This is a genomic window from Ornithinimicrobium sp. F0845 (assembly GCF_023015765.1).
Classification (GTDB): Bacteria; Actinomycetota; Actinomycetes; order Actinomycetales; family Dermatophilaceae; genus Ornithinicoccus.
In genome coordinates this window covers 1-16,911 of the sequence record NZ_JALKAL010000018.1, presented here as the reverse complement: position 1 = coordinate 16,911, position 16,911 = coordinate 1, and the positions used below count along the sequence as shown (strand labels likewise).

Here is a 16,911-nt window from a genome sequence, read left to right as displayed (position 1 = left end):
CGCTGCTTGTGCCCTCTAACTTCGTAGGATGACTGTGTGAGCACCAGTCCCCGCCCCGACGTCGGGGACGACCCGGCGGGGTTGCTCCTTCTGCGCGGCTCCGTGGCCGAGGTGAGTGCCTGGCTCCGCAAGGGTGTGGTCCCCGCGACCGTTGTGCCGATGGACGGCTGGACCGCCGTCTTCCCGGAGGGGCGATCCTTTGCCGACCCGCCGTACGCCGACGGATCGATGGTCACCGCCAGCCGCCCCATCCCACGCAAACTTGGTCCGGCTCTCGGTTTCTGGGTCGTCGACGGCCGCGCGATCATCACCGTCCAGACCAAGGGACGCGGCGGGATCCGGTATGTCGTGTGGGAGCCGGAGCGAGGCATCGTCTCCCCGCCGGGGCTGACGGTCGCCGGACCGGTGACGATCCAGCGGGTGGCCGGCGGTGGCAACCGCGCCGAGCTCGTGGAGATCCTGCGCGAGCTCTACGTCCAGCCCGACCGCCTGCTCGCAGCGGTGGTCTCCGTCCTGGAGCTGCCGGGTGCGCGGACGCTCATCGACCCCGCCGGCGCGGAAGACCTGCCTGACGCCGTCTCGGTGCTGCCGGCACCCAAGGAGATCGGCTACTTCAACGACGCGGTGAAGGACGCCGTGCGGCTGAGGCAGGAGCTGGAGGCGTGACTCCACTCCGGGTGCCGAGCCCGACCCGTTCGCTGACGCTGCTGGCGGCCGTCGATATCGCAGGAGGTCGGGCCAGCCAGGTGGTGGGAGACGCCGATGATGATCCCGCCATCCTGGCCGCGTCCTGGGTGGCCGACGGTGCCGAGTGGATTCACCTCGTCGACCTCGACCGGGCCTTCCGGCGGGGCGACAACGCGGACCTGATCACCGAGCTGGTGGCGGCCCAGCCGGTGCCGGTGCAGGTGTCCGGGGGTATCGACGACGAGGACTCCCTGCGGCGGGCCCTGGCGTCCGGGGCCGCCCGGGTCAACCTGGCCAGCACCTCGCTGCGGGACCGGGAGTGGGTGGCCGCGACTGTGCGCGAGCACGGCGACCGGATCGCCGTGGGAGTCGACGTGCGGGCCGGTGAGGTCGTGGCGCGCGGCACCGAGGTGCGCCTGGGACCGCTCGACGACGTGCTGGCGGACCTGGACCGGACGGGCTGCCGGACCTATATCGTGGCCGATGCCACCCGGGACGGCAGCCTGCACGGCGCCGACATCGACCTGTTCCGGCACGTCGCCGAGCGGGTCGACGGCCAGGTGATCGCGTCCGGGGGAGTCGCCTCACTCGATGACCTGCGCCGGCTGTGCACGCTCGCCGAGGTCGGGGTCCGCGGGGTCGTGCTCGGTGCGGCGCTCTACCACGGGGCGTTCACCTTGGGCGAGGCGCTCGCCGTGGCACGAGGGGAGGGACGATGACTGACCGTGGACGGGACCCGGCCGGCCTGGGCCCGAACGGGCAGGACGCGGCCGAGCTGGGCACGAACGGGCAGGACCCGGCAGAGCGGATTCGACGGCGCTTCCAGGAGCACGACCCGTCAGCCGGCCACGACACGGGCGGCACCCCGTGGGCCGGTCGCCAGCTGACCAGCACCGGCTTCGACGGTGACACCGGCGAGGCCGCCCCAGAACTTCTCGCGGCACTCGCCGCCCACTCTGCGACGGCGGCGTCCACGGGCTCAGCTCCGCACGACCCCACATCCGCCGACACCGAGGCAGCCTTCGACGCCGACGCCCACCTGGTGTCCCTGGTCGCGAGGGCCAGGCTGCTGGTCCCGGTGGTCGCCGTCGCCGGAGAGACCGTCGAGGTTGACGGGCTCGTCAGCGACGCTTCGAGCGACATGGCCGCTGTCACGCTTGTCGCCCCGGACGGGCACCGTGCCCTGCCCGCCTTCAGCAGCCTGCAGACCCTCGCCGACTGGGACGCTTCCGCGCGTCCGGTGCCGGTCACCGCCTCGCGCGCCGCTCAGGCCGCGGTGCAGGAGGGGTGCCACGAGATCGTGCTCGACGTCGGGGCACCCACCTCTGCGACCTTGCGCGGCTCGATGGTGTGGGCGCTGGCGATGGACCGGCCGTGGCTCCCGCCCCACCGGGACCCCCAGGTGCGGGCGGGCGTCGAGGCTGCGGTGGCCGAGGAGCCCTCCGTGCTCGGCGTCGACCTGGCCGGCGGTCCCCAGGGTGCCCTGCGCATCGAGCTCCGGCTCCGACCGGGTCTCGGTCCGGAGGACCTGCAGCAGCTGGCCAGGCGCATCGGTGAGCGGATCGCCCTGGACGGCGAGGTGCGGGCGCGCATCGACGCGCTGGCGTTCAGCGTGGCTGCCGGCTGACCGACATACTGACCTCATCCATACTGACCCATCGCGTCTGCTGAGTGATCGACATACCGTCCTCATCGCGTCAGCTGGCTGCCGACGTCCCGAAGTGCCCCCACACACCGCGGCGGTGCTGTAGCGCGGGCGAGGTTGTGGATGTGATTCGAAGGCAGGGGGGTGACCCTGTTAACATGGATTAATCCAGATGTTCTGAGGAGCCGGTGCACGCGTGCAGCAGCACCAAGGGACATCGTGCAAGAGAGGCCCTGAGCTTCCACCCGCGTCGACCAGCAGGTTGCCGGGTTACTAGGTCCGCCGCCCGTGAGGGTGGGGTGGCTGCCGACGCAACCCGTCGGCATACTCCATGATCGTGCGGAACTCCAGGCCTCTCGTGCACCCGTGCGAGGGGCCTCTTCTCGTCCGGGGGTGTCCACTGACAGAGAAGAAGGAGTAGGCAATCAGCGAGCCTCGAATCAACGACCGCATCCGGGTCCCGGAAGTGCGGTTGGTTGGCCCTAACGGTGAGCAGGTCGGGATCGTGCGCGTCGAGGACGCGCTGCGCCTGGCCGCCGAAGCCGATCTCGACCTGGTTGAGGTGGCTCCCATGGCGCGCCCACCGGTCGCCAAGCTCATGGACTTCGGCAAGTACAAGTACGAAGCCGCCGTGAAGGCCCGTGAGGCGCGGAAGAACCAGGTCAACACGATCATCAAGGAGATCAAGCTCCGCCCGAAGATCGACAGCCACGACTACGAGACCAAGAAGGGTCACGTCGTGCGCTTCCTCAAGGGTGGCGACAAGGTCAAGGTGACGATCATGTTCCGCGGTCGCGAGCAGTCGCGCCCCGAGCTGGGCTTCCGCCTGTTGCAGAAGCTGGCCGAGGACGTGGCCGAGCTGGGCTTCGTCGAGAGCGCCCCCAAGCAGGACGGTCGCAACATGGTGATGGTCCTCGGGCCGGCCAAGAAGAAGACCGCCGTGCGCAACGAGAAGCGCGCCGAGAAGGCCGCCCGGCAGCAGGCTGAGGACACCGAGCCGAATGCGGAGTCCAGCCCCGAGGTCGACAGCACAGCCAGCTGAGGCCGGCACCACAGTTTTCCACGCAGGAACGCGGCTCGACCGAGCCGCAATGACGCAACGAGGAGATCGGCACATGCCGAAGATGAAGACGCACAGCGGCGCCAAGAAGCGCTTCCGGGTCACCGGGACGGGCAAGATCATGCACCAGCGCGCCCGCCACGTCCACAAGTTCCAGGAGCGCACCGCCACCGCGGCCCGCCGCCTGGCCAACGACAAGGTCCTGTCCGGGCCGGACGAGAAGACCGCCAAGAAGCTGCTCGGCCGCTGAGCCCAGCACCCATCAACTAAAGGAGTACTCACGTGGCACGCGTGAAGCGGGCGGTCAACGCCCACAAGAAGCGCCGGGTTACCCTCGAGCGCGCCAGCGGCTACCGGGGCCAGCGGTCCCGCCTCTACCGCAAGGCCAAGGAGCAGGTCACCCACTCGCTGGTCTACAGCTACCGCGACCGTCGCGCCCGCAAGGGTGACTTCCGTCGCCTCTGGATCCAGCGCATCAACGCCGCGGCCCGCGCCAACGGCATGACCTACAACCGGTTCATCCAGGGCCTGAAGGCCGCGGAGATCGAGGTCGACCGCCGCATGCTGGCCGAGCTGGCCGTGCACGACGAGGCCGCCTTCGCGCAGCTCGTCGAGATCGCCAAGGCCAACGTCCCGGCGCAGGCCGACGCCAAGGCCGACGACACGTCTGCCGCCTGAGCCACCGCAGCATCCCGACGGCCCAGGGCACTGTGACCACCGACCTGCCGCTGCTGAGCAACCCTCGCAGCGAGCGGGTCCGGTCGGTCCGGTCCCTGGGCCGTCGTGCTGTCCGTGAGCGGCAGCGCAAGTTTGTCGTCGAGGGTCCCCAGGCCGTCCGTGAGCTGCTGCAGTATGCCGCGCCGGCCGCCCTCGATCTGTACCTCACCCACCCTGCCGCCGCACGGCATACCGACATCGTGGCCCTCGCCGAAGATCTCGCCTCGGGTGGCGACGGCGGGCCGGGACCCGGGCCCGGGCGCGGTGACGGAGGGCTACGGGTCCGGCTGTGCACCGACGAGGTGCTGGCAGCGATGACCGACACCCCGCACCCGCAGGGGATGATCGCCGTCGCCACTCCTACCGACGTGCCCCTCGCGGAGGCGCTGGCGGCCGTGTCCCGTGCGGGTTCTGCGAACGCCGACAAGAGCGGCTCGACCGGAGCGACTGCCAGCCACCCCTTCGTCGTCGTGCTCACCAATGTGCGCGACCCGGGGAACGCCGGCACCGTGTTGCGCGCCGCCGACGCCTTCGGTTCCGCCGCCGTGCTGGTCAGCGACGCGAGCGTCGATGTCTACAACCCGAAGGTCGTGCGCTCCACCGTGGGGTCGCTGTTCCACCTGCCGGTGAGCGTTGGGACGCCGGTGCCGGAACTCCTGGCTGCCTGCCGGGACGCTGGCCTACGACTCTTCGCAGCTGATGGTTCCGGCGAGACGTCCCTGCCTGACGTCGACCTGTCGGTCCCGCACGCCTGGGTGATGGGGAACGAGGCCTGGGGACTGGAGCCGGAGGTCCGCGACCTGTGCGATGAGGTGGTGTCGATCCCGATCGTCCGCGCGGAGTCCCTCAACCTCGCGATGGCCGCCACCGTCTGCCTGCACGCCTCGGCATCCGCGGCCCGTTCATGATTCGCTGCCGGTCAACGTCAGGCACGTGACCGGGAACTACCCACGACTCGGCGGCGGGATGGGTGGTTCCCGTGCACGTGCCTCGGTCCAGGCGGGACCGGGCCGAAGCGTAGGCCCGGCGGTCGTCTCAGGAGCGGTCGCGGAAATGCAGACGCCACTCGTCCTTGAGCGGACCGAACTTCAGTCCCCGTTTCCGCAGGACACGCTCCAGTTGACGCACCGTGTTGCCAGGGGTGGTGTAGATGTCCTTGCTGATCAGCGTGACGATGCGCCACTCTTCATCGTCGAACTCCTCGCGTCGCGCGATGTCGGACTCCCACTGCTGTTCTCTCTGGACGTGCTGCCTTCCGTCGTACTCGACCGCCGTGCGGGTGACCCGATCCCCGGCGTCGAGGCGCCTGGTGAGCGCGTGGGTCACCGGGTCGTAGAAGCGGATGTCGGTCTCGAGCTCGGGCAGCCCGCTCAGAACCCGTAGCATGCGAGACCGAGTCTCCATGGGGGAGTCCACACCGGCTCGCACCAAGGAAGCAGCGCGGCGGGCGAGCCGGGAGCCACATCCGCTCGCAGCGGCTGCCGCAGCGACGAGCTTCTCGGGTGTGGTGCGGCCCCGCTTGACGAGGGAGTCGCCCAACACCACCAGGTCCACGAGACCGAGATGACAGGCGAGGTCGAGGAAGGTGTCGACCGGGCTCGTGATGGTGACGCCGCGGAAGGTCACGGGCTTCCTCCTGGACCGGTGAACCGCCACATCAGGGTTGTCTGACCGTCGGCGACCGGGCGGAACACTGGCGCGAAGTCGCGGATCGTCCGGCACGACTGTGCGGTACAGGCGGGCCGCGTGTGGTGGGAGGTAAAGCCCTGTGCGCCGGCCACCAGGACGGCAGCTTGCGCCTCAATGAGGGCGTCGACCGTGACCTCGCTGCTGATGTATATGCCGCGGGCGAGCTTGCGGAAGGCCGCAGAGTTGAGCTTGTTGTTTGACAGGCCGGCACGCCGCCCGTCACGCCAGCGAAACGGTCTGCGTGTGTCGAGGTCCATGCTTGCAGTGTGCTGAATCCAGGAATCGGCGACGGAGGTTATCCACAGTGCGGCCCACTTCGCGGTCGGGCGTGCCCGTCCACCTTCGGATTGACCGGGGCACGTGCACGGGTTCTACCCGTGGTCTGGTGGCTTCGTGGGTAGAAACCGGGCACGTGCCCATGCCAGCTGCCAACGAGGGGTCGGTGGGCGGGGGCAGCCGGGGCACGTGCACGGGATCTACCCGTGGTCTGGCGACTTCGTGGGTAGAAACCAGGCACGTGCCCATGCCAGCCGCCCACGAGGGGTTGGTGGGCGGGGGCACGTGCACGGGATCTACCCGTGGTCTGGCGACTTCGTGGGTAGAAACCAGGCACGTGCCCATGCCAGCTGCCAACGAGGGGTCGGTGGGCGGGGGAGCGCCCCGGGCTAACGGGCAGGGGTCGGGCAAGAACCTCGTCACCGCCAGACGGCCGGGCAACAGCCCCGTCACCGCCAGGCGGCCGGGCAACTTAGACTCAAGCGCGTGTCCGGACCCAACACCAACTATGACCCTGTCGAGGTGAGCGCCCTCGACCCTGAGCAGGTCGAGGCGAACGTCGCTGACGCCCTGAGCGCCATCACCGCAGCCACCAGCCTCGAGGAGCTCAAGGCCGCGCGCATCGCGCACGCGGGGGAGAAGAGCCCGCTCGCGCTGGCCAACCGAGAGATCGGGGCCCTGCCGCCGAGCGCGAAGGCCGAGGCCGGCAAGCGCGTCGGCCAGGCACGAGGGCAGGTCAACAAGGCCCTCGCAACTCGCCAGGCCGAGCTGGAGGCCGAGCGCGACGAGCGGATCCTGGTTGAGGAGGCCATGGACCTGACCGTGCGCCCGGACCGGCGCCCGTTCGGGCACCGCCACCCGCTGACGCTGACCGCCGAGCGGATGGCCGACGTCATGGTCGGCATGGGGTGGGAGATCGCCGAAGGCCCCGGGGTCGAGGCGGAGTGGTTCAACTTCGACGCGCTCAACTTCGACAAGGACCACCCGGCCCGGCAGATGCAGGACACCTTCTTCGTCGACCCCGCCGACGCCGGGATCGTGCTGCGCACCCATACCTCGCCCGGCCAGGCCCGCTCGCTGCTCGAGCGCGGCGCGCCGCTCTACGTGGCCGTGCCCGGCAAGACGTTCCGCACCGACGAGCTCGACGCCACGCACACGCCGGTCTTCCACCAGATGGAGGGCCTGGCGATCGACGAGGGCCTGACCATGGCCCACCTCAAGGGCACGCTCGACCGCCTGGCCAGCGAGCTCTTCGGCGAGGGCCTGAAGACCAGGCTGCGCCCGGCATACTTCCCCTTCACCGAGCCCAGCGCGGAGATGGACTTCCAGTGCTTCGTCTGCCGCGGCGACGACGCGGAGTGTCGGACGTGTGGCGGCACGGGCTGGATCGAGTGGGGCGGCTGCGGCATGGTCAACCACAACGTGCTGCGCGCGTGCGGCATCGACCCGCAGCGCTATCAGGGTTTCGCCTTCGGCATGGGCGTGGAGCGGAGCCTGATGTTCCGCAACCACTTGGCCGACATGCGGGAGATCATCGAGGGAGACGTGCGCTTCAACGCGCAGTTCGGGATGGAGATCTGATGCGGGTTCCCCTTGACTGGCTGCGGGAGTATGCCGAGGTGCCGGCCGGCACGACCGGCACCCAGGTGGCAGCCGACCTGGTCCGGGTCGGGTTGGAGGAGGAGGGACTGCACGGCGGGGACGTGCAGGGTCCCCTCGTCGTGGGGCGGGTCCTGGAGGTCACGCCGGAGAAGCAGAAGAACGGCAAGACCATCAACTGGTGCCAGGTGGACGTCGGGGAGGCGAACGGCACCGGCGAGCCGCAGGGCATCGTCTGCGGCGCACACAACTTCGGCGTGGGCGACCTTGTGCCGGTGATCCTGCCCGGCGGTGTGCTGCCCGGGAACTTCGAGATCTCCGCGCGCAAGACCTACGGCCACGTCAGCGCGGGCATGATCTGCTCCTCGCTCGAGCTGGGCCTCGGAGACGACCACGACGGCATCATCGTGCTCACCGACTGGCTGGGCGCCGGAGCCGAGGGACTGGAGCCGGGCCAGGACGCGATCCCGCTGCTGGGCCTGGACCGCGAGACGGTCGAGGTCAATGTCACGCCTGACCGTGGCTATTGCTTCTCGCTGCGCGGCATCGCGCGGGAGTACTCCCACAGCACCGGCGCCGCCTATCGCGACCCGGCTCTCGTGCGCGTGGTCGACGGGCAGGAGCAGCCGCTGACGGCACCGGCCGCGACGGCCGACGGATTCGGCGTCGAGCTGCGCGACGAGGCACCGCTGGACGGCGTGCAGGGCTGCGACCGGTTCGTCACGCGCATCGTGCGCGGGCTGGACCCGCAGGCGCCGACCCCCGCGTGGATGGCGACCCGCCTGACCGAGGCGGGGATGCGGCCGATCAGCCTGGCCGTCGACATCTCCAACTACGTCATGTTGGCACTGGGCCAGCCGACGCACGCCTATGACCTGCACAAGCTCGCGGGCCCGATCGTGGTGCGCCGGGCCCGTGCGGGCGAGCGGCTCACGACCCTCGACGACGTCGAGCGCGCCCTGGACCCCGAGGACCTGCTGATCACCGACGGTGGGGAGACCGTGCTCGGCCTCGCCGGCGTGATGGGTGGCGCCTCGAGCGAGGTCAGCGACACCACCACCGACGTGCTCATCGAGGCCGCGCACTTCGACCCGCGCACCGTGGCCCGGACCTCGCGCCGGCACAAGCTGACGTCCGAGGCCTCCAAGCGCTTCGAGCGCGGCGTCGACCACGAGCTCGCGCCGCAGGCGGCCCAGCTCATCGTCGAGCTGATGGTCGAGCACGGCGGTGGCACCGCCGACCCGGCGGTCACCGACGCCGGCCAGGTCAGCCCGCCGGAGCCGATCACCTTCGAGGTGAGTATGCCGACCCGGTACGTGGGCGTCGACTACCCCCGTGAGCGCGTGGTCGAGGTGCTCGAGACGATCGGGTGCACGGTCACGGCGGGTGCGGAAGTGACTCCGGCAGAGGCGACCGGTGCGGACGGGACAGGTTCCGCGGGCGCGAGTGACGGCATACTGACCGTCACGCCACCCTCGTGGCGTCCTGACCTGACCACCCCTCCCGACCTGGTCGAGGAGGTCGCGCGGATCGACGGCTACGACCAGATCCCGTCGGTCCTGCCGACCGCGCCGGGCGGACGCGGCCTGACCCATGCCCAGCGGGTCCGGCGCACCGTTGCGGCCGCGCTGGCCGGTCAGGGCCTGGACGAGGTGCTGACCTATCCGTTCGTCGGCGAGTCCCGCTTCGACGACCTGGGCCTGGGCGCGGACGACCACCGTCGGCACGCGGTGCGGCTGGCCAACCCGCTGTCCGACGAGGCGCCGCTGATGCGCACCGAGCTGCTCCAGACGCTGCCGGACGCGGTGCGCCGCAACCTGGGCCGCGGCGCCAAGGACGTGGCCCTGTTCGAGATCGACACCGTCACCCTGCCGGACCTGGCCCGCAAGGCCCCGGTGCCCGGCGTCGGGGTCAAGCCCGACGACGCGGTGCTGGAGGAGATCCTGGCCGCCGTCCCGCACCAGCCCTGGCACGTCGCGATGGTCGCGACCGGCCAGGCCGAGCGCGCCGGCTGGTGGGGCGCGGGCCGGGCCACCGACGTCACCGACGTCGTGGGCTGGGCCCACGCGGTCTGCGACGCTCTCGGCGTGAGCGTCGAGCGCCGGCAGAGCGAGCGCGAGCCGTTCCACCCCGGCCGCTGCGTCGAGCTCACGCTGTCTGACGGCACGACCATCGGCTGGGCCGGTGAGCTGCACCCCAAGGTCGTCAAGGCCCTGGGTGTCCCCGACCGCACCGTCGCGGCCGAGCTCGACCTCGAGGTCCTGATCGCGGCCAGTGACCGCCGTGCCCAGGGTGCGCCGCTGTCCAACCACCCGCCGGCGGGATCCGACATCGCGCTGACCGTCTCTCGCAGCGTCAGCTTCGGCGACCTGCTCGAGTCGGTGCGCGCCGGCGCCGGGGAGCTGCTGGAGTCGGTGCGACTGTTCGACGTCTATCGGGGCGACCAGATCGGTGACGACCAGCAGAGCCTGGCCTTCCACCTGACCTTCCGCGCCGATGACCGAACGCTGACGACCGAGGAGGTCAACGCCGCCCGCGACGCCGCCGTCGCCCGCGCGGCCAGGGACCACGGGGCGGTGCAGCGGTGAGTATGCAGAGGGTCGCCCTGGTCACCGGCGCCTCCCGGGGCATCGGCGCCATCCTCGCCGGGGCCTTCCGGGAGGCGGGGTGGCAGGTGGTCGGTCTGTCCCGCGGCGGGAGCGACGACCCGACCGGCTCGCCGACTGTCGCCTGCGACGTGACCGACGAGGCGGCGGTGGGAACGGCCGTCGAGGCGGTGATCGCCGAGCACGGCCGCATCGACCTGCTGGTCAACAACGCCGGCCTGGTGGAGCGCGAGGTGCCCCTCTGGGAGGGCGACCCCGAGCAGTGGTGGCAGGTCATGGAGACCAACGTCCGCGGGCCGTTCCTGGTCACCCGCGCGGTGGTGCCGCACATGATCGCCGCCGGCGGCGGGCGGGTCATCAACCTGAACAGCGGCTCCGGGACGCGGGAGAGCGCGGTGCTGACGGCATACCACGCCAGCAAGTCCGCCCTGGCCCGGCTGACCGGAGGCGTGGCGCTGGCCGGTGCCGAGCACGGCGTCCTGGCCTTCGACCTCGCGCCGGGCGTCATCGAGACGGACATGACGCACAGCATGGAGATGCACCGGGACCGCACCGAGTGGACGAGCCCGGACGACCTGGCCGCGCTCGCGCTGGCCATCGCCGACGGCGAGCTGGACGGCTTCTCCGGTCGGATGGTGCGGGCCGGCGCCGACAACCTCGACGTGCTGCGTGAGAAGTCCGCTCAGGGCCTGGGCGAGGGCGAGCGGATGCTGCGCCTGCGGCCCTGGGGTGAGGGCGACCCGCTGGCGTGAGGCGCCCCCGCGCCAACGCGTGACCGGCAGGAGGCGGACGGACTGCCCCCGCGGGTTGTTAGCGTGCTCGCGTGTCTGACACCACCGAGCCGGTCCGGTCCCACGGCGTCCGCATCCCGTGGGCCGACCTGCCCGACGCCGTCCGTGCCTGGGTGGCCGACGAGGTCGGCGGAGTCCTCGAGGTGCTCCCGCAACAGGGCGGGTTCTCCCCGGGGGTGGCGGACCGCGTGCACGGAGAGCGCCGGTGGGCGTTCGTCAAGGCGGTCGGCGAGGGACTGAACCAGGAGGCCCCCGATCTCCTCGCACAGGAGGTCGGGGTGCTGGGCCAACTGCCGCAGTATGTCGGGGCGCCGGTGCTCCTCGCCTCTCTCGACGAGCGGATCAACGGTGAGCGGTGGGTCGGCCTGCTCGTCGAGGACATCCCGGGTCGGCACCCGCACACGCCGTGGGTGGAGGCCGAGGCGAACGCCACCCTCGAGGAGTTGGCTCGCGTGGCCGCGCGACCCCTGCCGGGTGACGTGGAGCTGCCGCTGCTCGAGGACTTCATGGGGAGGGGGACGCTGGCGCACTGGCCCGACGTCCTGGCCGACCCGCCCGCGGACCTAGACCCCTGGGTCGCCGCCAACGCCGACCGGCTCAGCGCGGTAGCCGGCATCGCCGGAGGGCGCCTGAGCGGTGACTACCTCGTGCACAACGACGTCCGCGCCGACAACCTGCTGGTCACCCCCGAGGGCAGGGTGCGGGTCGTGGACTGGCCGTTCGCGTGCCGAGGGGCGGCGTGGGTCGACACCCTGATGCTCGTGCTCAACCTGCGCCTCTACGGCACACCCGGTCACACGTCATACGACGCCCGGATGCACGCTCTGGGTGCCACCGAGGAGGACGTCGACGCGGTCCTGGCGGGCATCCTCGCCTACTTCGTGCACAAGAGCCGGCTGCCCGCGCCGCCCGGTCTGCCCACGCTGCGCGAGTTCCAACGCGTCCAGGGCGTGGCCACGGCCGCGTGGCTGCGCGAACGGTGGGAGGGCGCGGGGCCGCCGAGTGCCGCCCAGCCGTCCCGCACGGGCGCATGACTATGCATGCCCTTGTATAGTTCTACACGTGAGCACCGCAGAGATTCAGCCAGGGGGGATCCCGACGACACGCGCCGCGCGCCACCAGCGGATCGTCGACGTCCTCGACCGGCACCCGGTCGCCTCGCAGTCCGACCTGCTGGAGCACCTGGCTCGCGATGGCATCACCGTCACGCAGGCGACCCTGTCCCGGGACCTGCTGGAGCTCGGGGCGGTCAAGGTCCGCCAGGGTCGGGGACAGGTGTATGCCGTGCCGGCCCAGGGCGGCGACCAGTCCCTGCGACCGGCGTCCGCGGAGGACGGCACCCGGCTGGCCAGGCTCTGCGAGGAGCTGCTCGTCTCGGCCCGGGCGACCGGCAACCAGGTGGTGCTGCGGACCCCGCCTGGGGCGGCCCAGTATCTCGCCTCGGCCATCGACCGCAGCGACAACCCCGACGTGCTCGGCACCATCGCCGGAGACGACACGATCCTGGTGATCACGCTGGACCCAGACGGTGGCGAGCAGGTGGCCACGCGCTTCCTGGGGCTGGCCGGCCACGAGTCGTGAGGGCGGCCGCCCCACCTCGCCCCCGCCGCGCTTGAGCAGGCGGCGACCACACGACATACCCCTGAACACCGACCCGACACAATGGAGCCATGACCGTAAGCCTCTGGGGCGGCCGCTTCGCCGGCGGCCCAGCCGATGCCCTGACCGAGTTGTCCCGCTCGACCCAGTTCGACTGGCGCCTGGCGCCCTACGACATCGCGGGCTCGCGCGCCCACGCCCGGGTGCTGCACCAGGCGGGTCTGCTGAGCGACGAGCACCTGGCCACCATGCTCGACGGGTTGCGACGGCTGCTGGCCGACGTGGAGTCGGGGGAGTTCGGGCCGGCGCCCGAGGACGAGGATGTGCACACCACGCTGGAGCGGGGGCTGATCGAGCGGGTGGGGCCCGACGTGGGCGGACGACTGCGGGCCGGCCGCTCGCGCAACGACCAGATCGCGACGCTCTTCCGGATGTTCCTGCGCGAGCACGCCCGCATCATCGCCGCCAAGGTGCTGGCGGTCGCCGAGGCACTGGTCGCGCAGGCCACCAGGCACCCGGAGGTCGCGATGCCGGGCCGCACGCACCTGCAGCACGCCCAGCCGATCCTGCTCGCGCACCACCTGCAGGCGCACGCCTGGCCGCTCCTGCGGGACATCGACCGCCTGCGTGACTGGGACCGCCGGGCGGCGGTCTCGGCCTACGGCTCGGGCGCCCTGGCGGGGTCGTCCCTCGGGCTGGACCCCGAGGCGGTGGCCCGTGACCTGGGGATGGTGACCTCCGCGGACAACTCCCTCGACGGCACCGCCAGCCGCGACTTCGCGGCCGAGTTCGCCTTCGTCATGGCGATGATCGCGGTCGACGTGTCGAGGCTCTCCGAGGACGTCATCCTCTGGGCCACCGCGGAGTTCGGCTTCGTCACGCTGGACGACGCCTACTCCACCGGGTCGAGCATCATGCCGCAGAAGAAGAACCCGGACGTCGCCGAGCTCGCCCGGGGCAAGGCCGGCCGGCTCATCGGTGACCTCACGGGCCTGCTGGCGACGCTCAAGGGACTGCCGCTCGCCTACAACCGTGACCTGCAGGAGGACAAGGAGCCGATCTTCGACCAGGTCGACACCCTGGACGTGCTCCTGCCTGCGGTCAGCGGCATGGTCGAGACCCTGACCTTTCACCCCGAGCGACTCGAGGAGCTGGCCCCGCAGGGCTTCTCCCTGGCCACCGACGTCGCCGAGTGGCTCGTGCGGGAGGGCGTGCCCTTCAGCGTCTCCCATGAGGTCGCGGGGGAGTGCGTCCGGTTCTGCGAGGACCGGTCCATCGGGCTGGAGGACCTCACCGACGACGACCTGGCCGGCATCAGCGAGCACCTCACGCCGGGCGTCCGCTCGGTCCTGACCGTGCGCGGGTCGATCGCCTCACGCGATGCGCGTGGCGGCACCGCGCCCGCCCGGGTCAGCGAGCAGCGCACCCATCTCCTCAAGGCGATCGCGCTGGCCCGGCACTGGGTCGAGGACCTGCCGCGGATCCACGACTGACCCAGTGCCGTCTCCGATGCTCAGCCGCGAGGCGCTGACCCGCCCCGCCCTCGAGGTGGCCCCGGACCTGCTCGGGACGGTGCTCGAGCACGACGGCGTCGCCGTGCGCCTCACCGAGGTGGAGGCGTATGCCGGGGAGCAGGACCCGGGGTCGCACGCCTTCCGTGGCCCCACCCCGCGCAACCGGGTCATGTTCGGGCCGGCCGGGTTCCTCTACGTCTACTTCACCTACGGGATGCACACTTGCGCCAACGTCGTGTGCGGGGTCGACGGGGTCGCCCAGGCCGTCCTGCTCCGGGCCGGTGAGGTCGTGCGCGGTATCGAGGTGGCCAGGCAACGCCGCACCTCCGCACGGACCGGCAGGGTGCCCGAGGACCGGGACCTCGCCCGCGGTCCGGCCCGGTTGGCCCAGGCGCTCGGTCTCACCATGGACGACTACGGCGCCGATCTCCTGGGAGACGGGCCGGTGAGGTTGCTGGCAGGCACGACGTCCACCGTTGCTTCCGCCTCCACCTCCAGTCCTGTGATCCGCACCGGACCACGGGTCGGGGTGCGAGGCACGGGAGGTGACGGCACGGCATACCCCTGGCGGTTCTGGCTCGAGGGAGAGCCGAGCGTGTCGGTCTATCGCCCCGCAGCGCCCCTGCGTCGACGCACCTGAGGAAGACGCACCCAGGGAACCCGTGTCGCCGAGCCGTCGCCCGACCGGCGACAATGGCGGGGTTCAGCACTGATCGACGAGACCCGAGGTAGACGTGAGCGGCATCTTTGAGGAACTGCAGTGGCGAGGCCTGGTGGCACAGACCACCGACGAGGCCGAGCTCCGCACGGCGCTGAACGAGAGTCCACTCACGGTCTACTGCGGTTTCGACCCCACAGCTCCGTCGCTGCACTTCGGCAACCTGGTCCAGCTGGTCATGCTGCGTCACCTGCAGCGTGCCGGACATCGCGTGATCGTGCTGGTCGGAGGGTCGACCGGGCAGATCGGTGACCCCAAGCCGACGAGCGAGCGGGTGCTCAAGACGAAGGAGCAGACCGCGGCGAACGTGGCGCGCATCAAGGAGCTGGTGCGGCCGTTCGTGGACTTCGAGGGGGACAACCCCGCGCTCCTGGTGGACAACCTCGACTGGACGGCGCCACTGTCGGCCCTGGACTTCCTGCGCGATGTCGGCCAGCACTTCCGCGTGAACCAGATGATCCGCAAGGAGGCCGTCGCTGCCCGGTTGGAGAGCGAGGCCGGCATCAGCTACACGGAGTTCAGCTACCAGATCCTGCAGGCGCTGGACTACCTGCACCTGTTCCGTGAGCACGGTTGCACGCTGCAGACCGGTGGCCAGGACCAGTGGGGCAACCTCACCGCCGGCGTGGACCTGGTGCACCGGGTCGAGGGTGCGAGCGTGCACGCTATGACGACTCCGTTGCTGACCGACGAGAACGGGCAGAAGTACGGCAAGTCAGAGGGCAACGCGGTCTGGTTGTCCGCGGACATGACCAGCCCCTACGCCTTCTACCAGTACTGGATCAACGTCGCCGACTCCGAGGTGGCCAAGCTCCTCAAGGTCTTCACGACGCGCACTCCCGAGGAGATCGAAAACCTCGAGCGGTCGACCCAGGAGCGCCCTCACCTGCGAGAAGCACAGAAGGTGCTGGCCGTCGATGTGACGACACTGGTGCACGGTGCTGAGGCGACCGCCCAGGTTCAGGCCGCCAGCCAGGTGCTGTTCGGCAAGGGGGAGCCCGCGCAGATCGACGCCCGGACCCTCGCGGACGCGACCGCCGAGCTTCCTGGCGGTCCCGTTCAGGTGGGGGCCAGCATCGTGGACGCCCTGGTCGCCACGGGTCTCGCGGAGAGTCGCGGCGCCGCGCGGCGGCTCGTGGCCGAGGGTGGGGTGAGCATCAACAACGTGAAGGTGAGTGACCCCGAGCAGGTGCTTGCCGAGGACTCCTTCCTGCACGGCAGCATCGCGCTCCTGAGGCGGGGCCGGAAGAACCTGGCGGCGGCCCGCAGGGCCTAAAGCGACGACCGGCGCACCGTCGGTTGAGCCTGCGGGCGGCGGTTGAGCCTGGGCGGCCGGGTTGAACCTGCGCGGGCGGCGGCCGATTGCGCCTGCGGGGGCGGCCGGTTGAGCCTGTGGGGGCCGCGCCGGCGACGTCGACAGCCGTCCACCAGGCCGCTGACCAGCCGATTTGTGTTTGTCGCCGAACCTGACCTAATGTTGTCCCTCGCCAGCCCAGCAGGGAGGCACGGACACTCGGATCACCGGCGTGGCCGGTCCCGCAGGAGCATGGCAACCCACCAGCCGAAGTCGGCCGCAGTTCACTGCAGCCGAGAGCGTTAACGCGCCGGAAGGTGGTACAGTAGGAAGCCGCCCCAATCGCCGAGCCGGATGTTTCTGGTGTGGTGGTTGGTGTGTGTCCGATCTTTGAGAACTCAACAGCGTGTCAGTAATCGATGCCAATTTTTCCCGTCCTGGGGCATGGTGCATGCGTTTTGTGTGTGGTGTGTTCTGGTGGCGAGATTTTCTTTGAATTGATGGATTCGAGTCAGCGATGGCTTGTTCTGTCGGCTAGTGATTGTGCCCTTCTTTGGGTCATTTTTTCCTGACTGGTTCATTGCCTGTGTGGTGGTGGGTTGGTTGGGTGTGTGATTTTATCGGAGAGTTTGATCCTGGCTCAGGACGAACGCTGGCGGCGTGCTTAACACATGCAAGTCGAACGATGAAGCCTAGCTTGCTGGGTGGATTAGTGG

General features: G+C 70.5%; 17 protein-coding genes and 1 rRNA gene. 16 read left to right on the top strand and 2 right to left on the bottom strand.

Annotated features, from left to right (window positions below):
* The first annotated feature begins 36 nt into the window (after positions 1–36).
* The 7 genes from MWU75_RS18205 to MWU75_RS18175 all read left to right on the top strand — a co-directional run bounded on the left by MWU75_RS18205 (position 37) and on the right by MWU75_RS18175 (position 5,017).
* Positions 37–666: a hypothetical protein gene (locus tag MWU75_RS18205; protein WP_247093617.1), complete on the top strand. Its 630-nt coding sequence runs from the start codon at positions 37–39 to the stop codon at positions 664–666.
* The gene (locus tag MWU75_RS18200; RefSeq protein WP_247093616.1) at positions 663–1,406 is read left to right on the top strand and encodes a HisA/HisF-related TIM barrel protein; all 744 of its coding nucleotides are present in this window, start codon (positions 663–665) and stop codon (positions 1,404–1,406) included. Before MWU75_RS18205 ends, MWU75_RS18200 begins: the two co-directional genes overlap by 4 nt.
* Positions 1,403–2,314: an SseB family protein gene (locus MWU75_RS18195; RefSeq protein WP_247093614.1), complete on the top strand. Its 912-nt coding sequence runs from the start codon at positions 1,403–1,405 to the stop codon at positions 2,312–2,314. Before MWU75_RS18200 ends, MWU75_RS18195 begins: the two co-directional genes overlap by 4 nt.
* Positions 2,315–2,756: 442 nt before the next feature.
* On the top strand, positions 2,757–3,374 hold the full coding sequence (infC, locus tag MWU75_RS18190) for a translation initiation factor IF-3 (protein ID WP_348647809.1): 618 nt from the start codon (positions 2,757–2,759) through the stop codon (positions 3,372–3,374).
* Between the two features lie 73 nt (positions 3,375–3,447).
* Positions 3,448–3,642 (top strand): 50S ribosomal protein L35, encoded by a 195-nt coding sequence (gene rpmI, locus MWU75_RS18185; RefSeq protein WP_247093610.1) that lies wholly within the window; start codon positions 3,448–3,450, stop codon positions 3,640–3,642.
* A 32-nt stretch (positions 3,643–3,674) separates the two neighbouring features.
* Positions 3,675–4,070 carry a 50S ribosomal protein L20 gene (gene rplT, locus MWU75_RS18180; protein ID WP_247093607.1) on the top strand — a complete coding sequence of 132 codons (396 nt, stop codon included), beginning with the start codon at positions 3,675–3,677 and terminating at the stop codon, positions 4,068–4,070.
* A gap of 32 nt (positions 4,071–4,102) precedes the next feature.
* On the top strand, positions 4,103–5,017 hold the full coding sequence (locus tag MWU75_RS18175) for an RNA methyltransferase (protein WP_247093605.1): 915 nt from the start codon (positions 4,103–4,105) through the stop codon (positions 5,015–5,017).
* A 127-nt stretch (positions 5,018–5,144) separates the two neighbouring features.
* Here the strand turns inward: MWU75_RS18175 and MWU75_RS18170 are convergent, their stop codons facing one another.
* Both MWU75_RS18170 and MWU75_RS18165 read right to left on the bottom strand, forming a co-directional pair.
* Positions 5,145–5,735 carry a hypothetical protein gene (locus MWU75_RS18170; RefSeq protein ID WP_247093602.1) on the bottom strand — a complete coding sequence of 197 codons (591 nt, stop codon included), beginning with the start codon at positions 5,733–5,735 and terminating at the stop codon, positions 5,145–5,147.
* A complete protein-coding gene (locus MWU75_RS18165) occupies positions 5,732–6,055 on the bottom strand; it encodes a hypothetical protein (protein WP_247093601.1) in 324 nt (107 codons plus the stop codon). The genes MWU75_RS18170 and MWU75_RS18165 overlap by 4 nt, the downstream gene beginning before the upstream one ends.
* A 505-nt stretch (positions 6,056–6,560) precedes the next feature.
* Between MWU75_RS18165 and pheS the strand changes: the two genes are divergently transcribed.
* From pheS to MWU75_RS18120, 9 genes are all read left to right on the top strand, one after another.
* On the top strand, positions 6,561–7,655 hold the full coding sequence (gene pheS, locus MWU75_RS18160; RefSeq protein WP_247093599.1) for a phenylalanine--tRNA ligase subunit alpha: 1,095 nt from the start codon (positions 6,561–6,563) through the stop codon (positions 7,653–7,655).
* A complete protein-coding gene (gene pheT, locus MWU75_RS18155; RefSeq protein ID WP_247093597.1) occupies positions 7,655–10,261 on the top strand; it encodes a phenylalanine--tRNA ligase subunit beta in 2,607 nt (868 codons plus the stop codon). The genes pheS and pheT overlap by 1 nt, the downstream gene beginning before the upstream one ends.
* 2 nt (positions 10,262–10,263) lie before the next feature.
* Positions 10,264–11,031, top strand: a complete 768-nt coding sequence (locus tag MWU75_RS18150; protein ID WP_247093595.1) for an SDR family oxidoreductase — start codon at positions 10,264–10,266, stop codon at positions 11,029–11,031.
* Positions 11,032–11,102: 71 nt separating this feature from the next.
* Positions 11,103–12,104 (top strand): phosphotransferase, encoded by a 1,002-nt coding sequence (locus MWU75_RS18145; protein ID WP_247093593.1) that lies wholly within the window; start codon positions 11,103–11,105, stop codon positions 12,102–12,104.
* 28 nt (positions 12,105–12,132) lie between these two features.
* Positions 12,133–12,651 carry an arginine repressor gene (locus MWU75_RS18140; RefSeq protein ID WP_247093591.1) on the top strand — a complete coding sequence of 173 codons (519 nt, stop codon included), beginning with the start codon at positions 12,133–12,135 and terminating at the stop codon, positions 12,649–12,651.
* An 89-nt stretch (positions 12,652–12,740) separates the two neighbouring features.
* The gene (argH, locus tag MWU75_RS18135; RefSeq protein ID WP_247093589.1) at positions 12,741–14,162 is read left to right on the top strand and encodes an argininosuccinate lyase; all 1,422 of its coding nucleotides are present in this window, start codon (positions 12,741–12,743) and stop codon (positions 14,160–14,162) included.
* A gap of 16 nt (positions 14,163–14,178) precedes the next feature.
* Entirely contained in the window at positions 14,179–14,823 is a 645-nt protein-coding gene (locus tag MWU75_RS18130) for a DNA-3-methyladenine glycosylase (RefSeq protein WP_247093748.1), read from the top strand.
* A gap of 94 nt (positions 14,824–14,917) precedes the next feature.
* A complete protein-coding gene (tyrS, locus tag MWU75_RS18125) occupies positions 14,918–16,177 on the top strand; it encodes a tyrosine--tRNA ligase (RefSeq protein ID WP_247093587.1) in 1,260 nt (419 codons plus the stop codon).
* A gap of 635 nt (positions 16,178–16,812) precedes the next feature.
* A 16S ribosomal RNA gene (locus MWU75_RS18120) occupies positions 16,813–16,911 on the top strand; the annotation flags it as partial.

Coding starts and splice junctions, on each gene's coding strand:
- rpmI (WP_247093610.1), top strand. CDS start 3,448: ATGCCGAAGATGAAGACGCACAGCGGCGCCAAGAAGCGCTTCCGGGTC.
- pheT (WP_247093597.1), top strand. CDS start 7,655: ATGCGGGTTCCCCTTGACTGGCTGCGGGAGTATGCCGAGGTGCCGGCC.
- MWU75_RS18130 (WP_247093748.1), top strand. CDS start 14,179: ATGCTCAGCCGCGAGGCGCTGACCCGCCCCGCCCTCGAGGTGGCCCCG.
- MWU75_RS18150 (WP_247093595.1), top strand. CDS start 10,264: ATGCAGAGGGTCGCCCTGGTCACCGGCGCCTCCCGGGGCATCGGCGCC.
- argH (WP_247093589.1), top strand. CDS start 12,741: ATGACCGTAAGCCTCTGGGGCGGCCGCTTCGCCGGCGGCCCAGCCGAT.
- MWU75_RS18165 (WP_247093601.1), bottom strand. CDS start 6,055: ATGGACCTCGACACACGCAGACCGTTTCGCTGGCGTGACGGGCGGCGT.
- MWU75_RS18195 (WP_247093614.1), top strand. CDS start 1,403: ATGACTGACCGTGGACGGGACCCGGCCGGCCTGGGCCCGAACGGGCAG.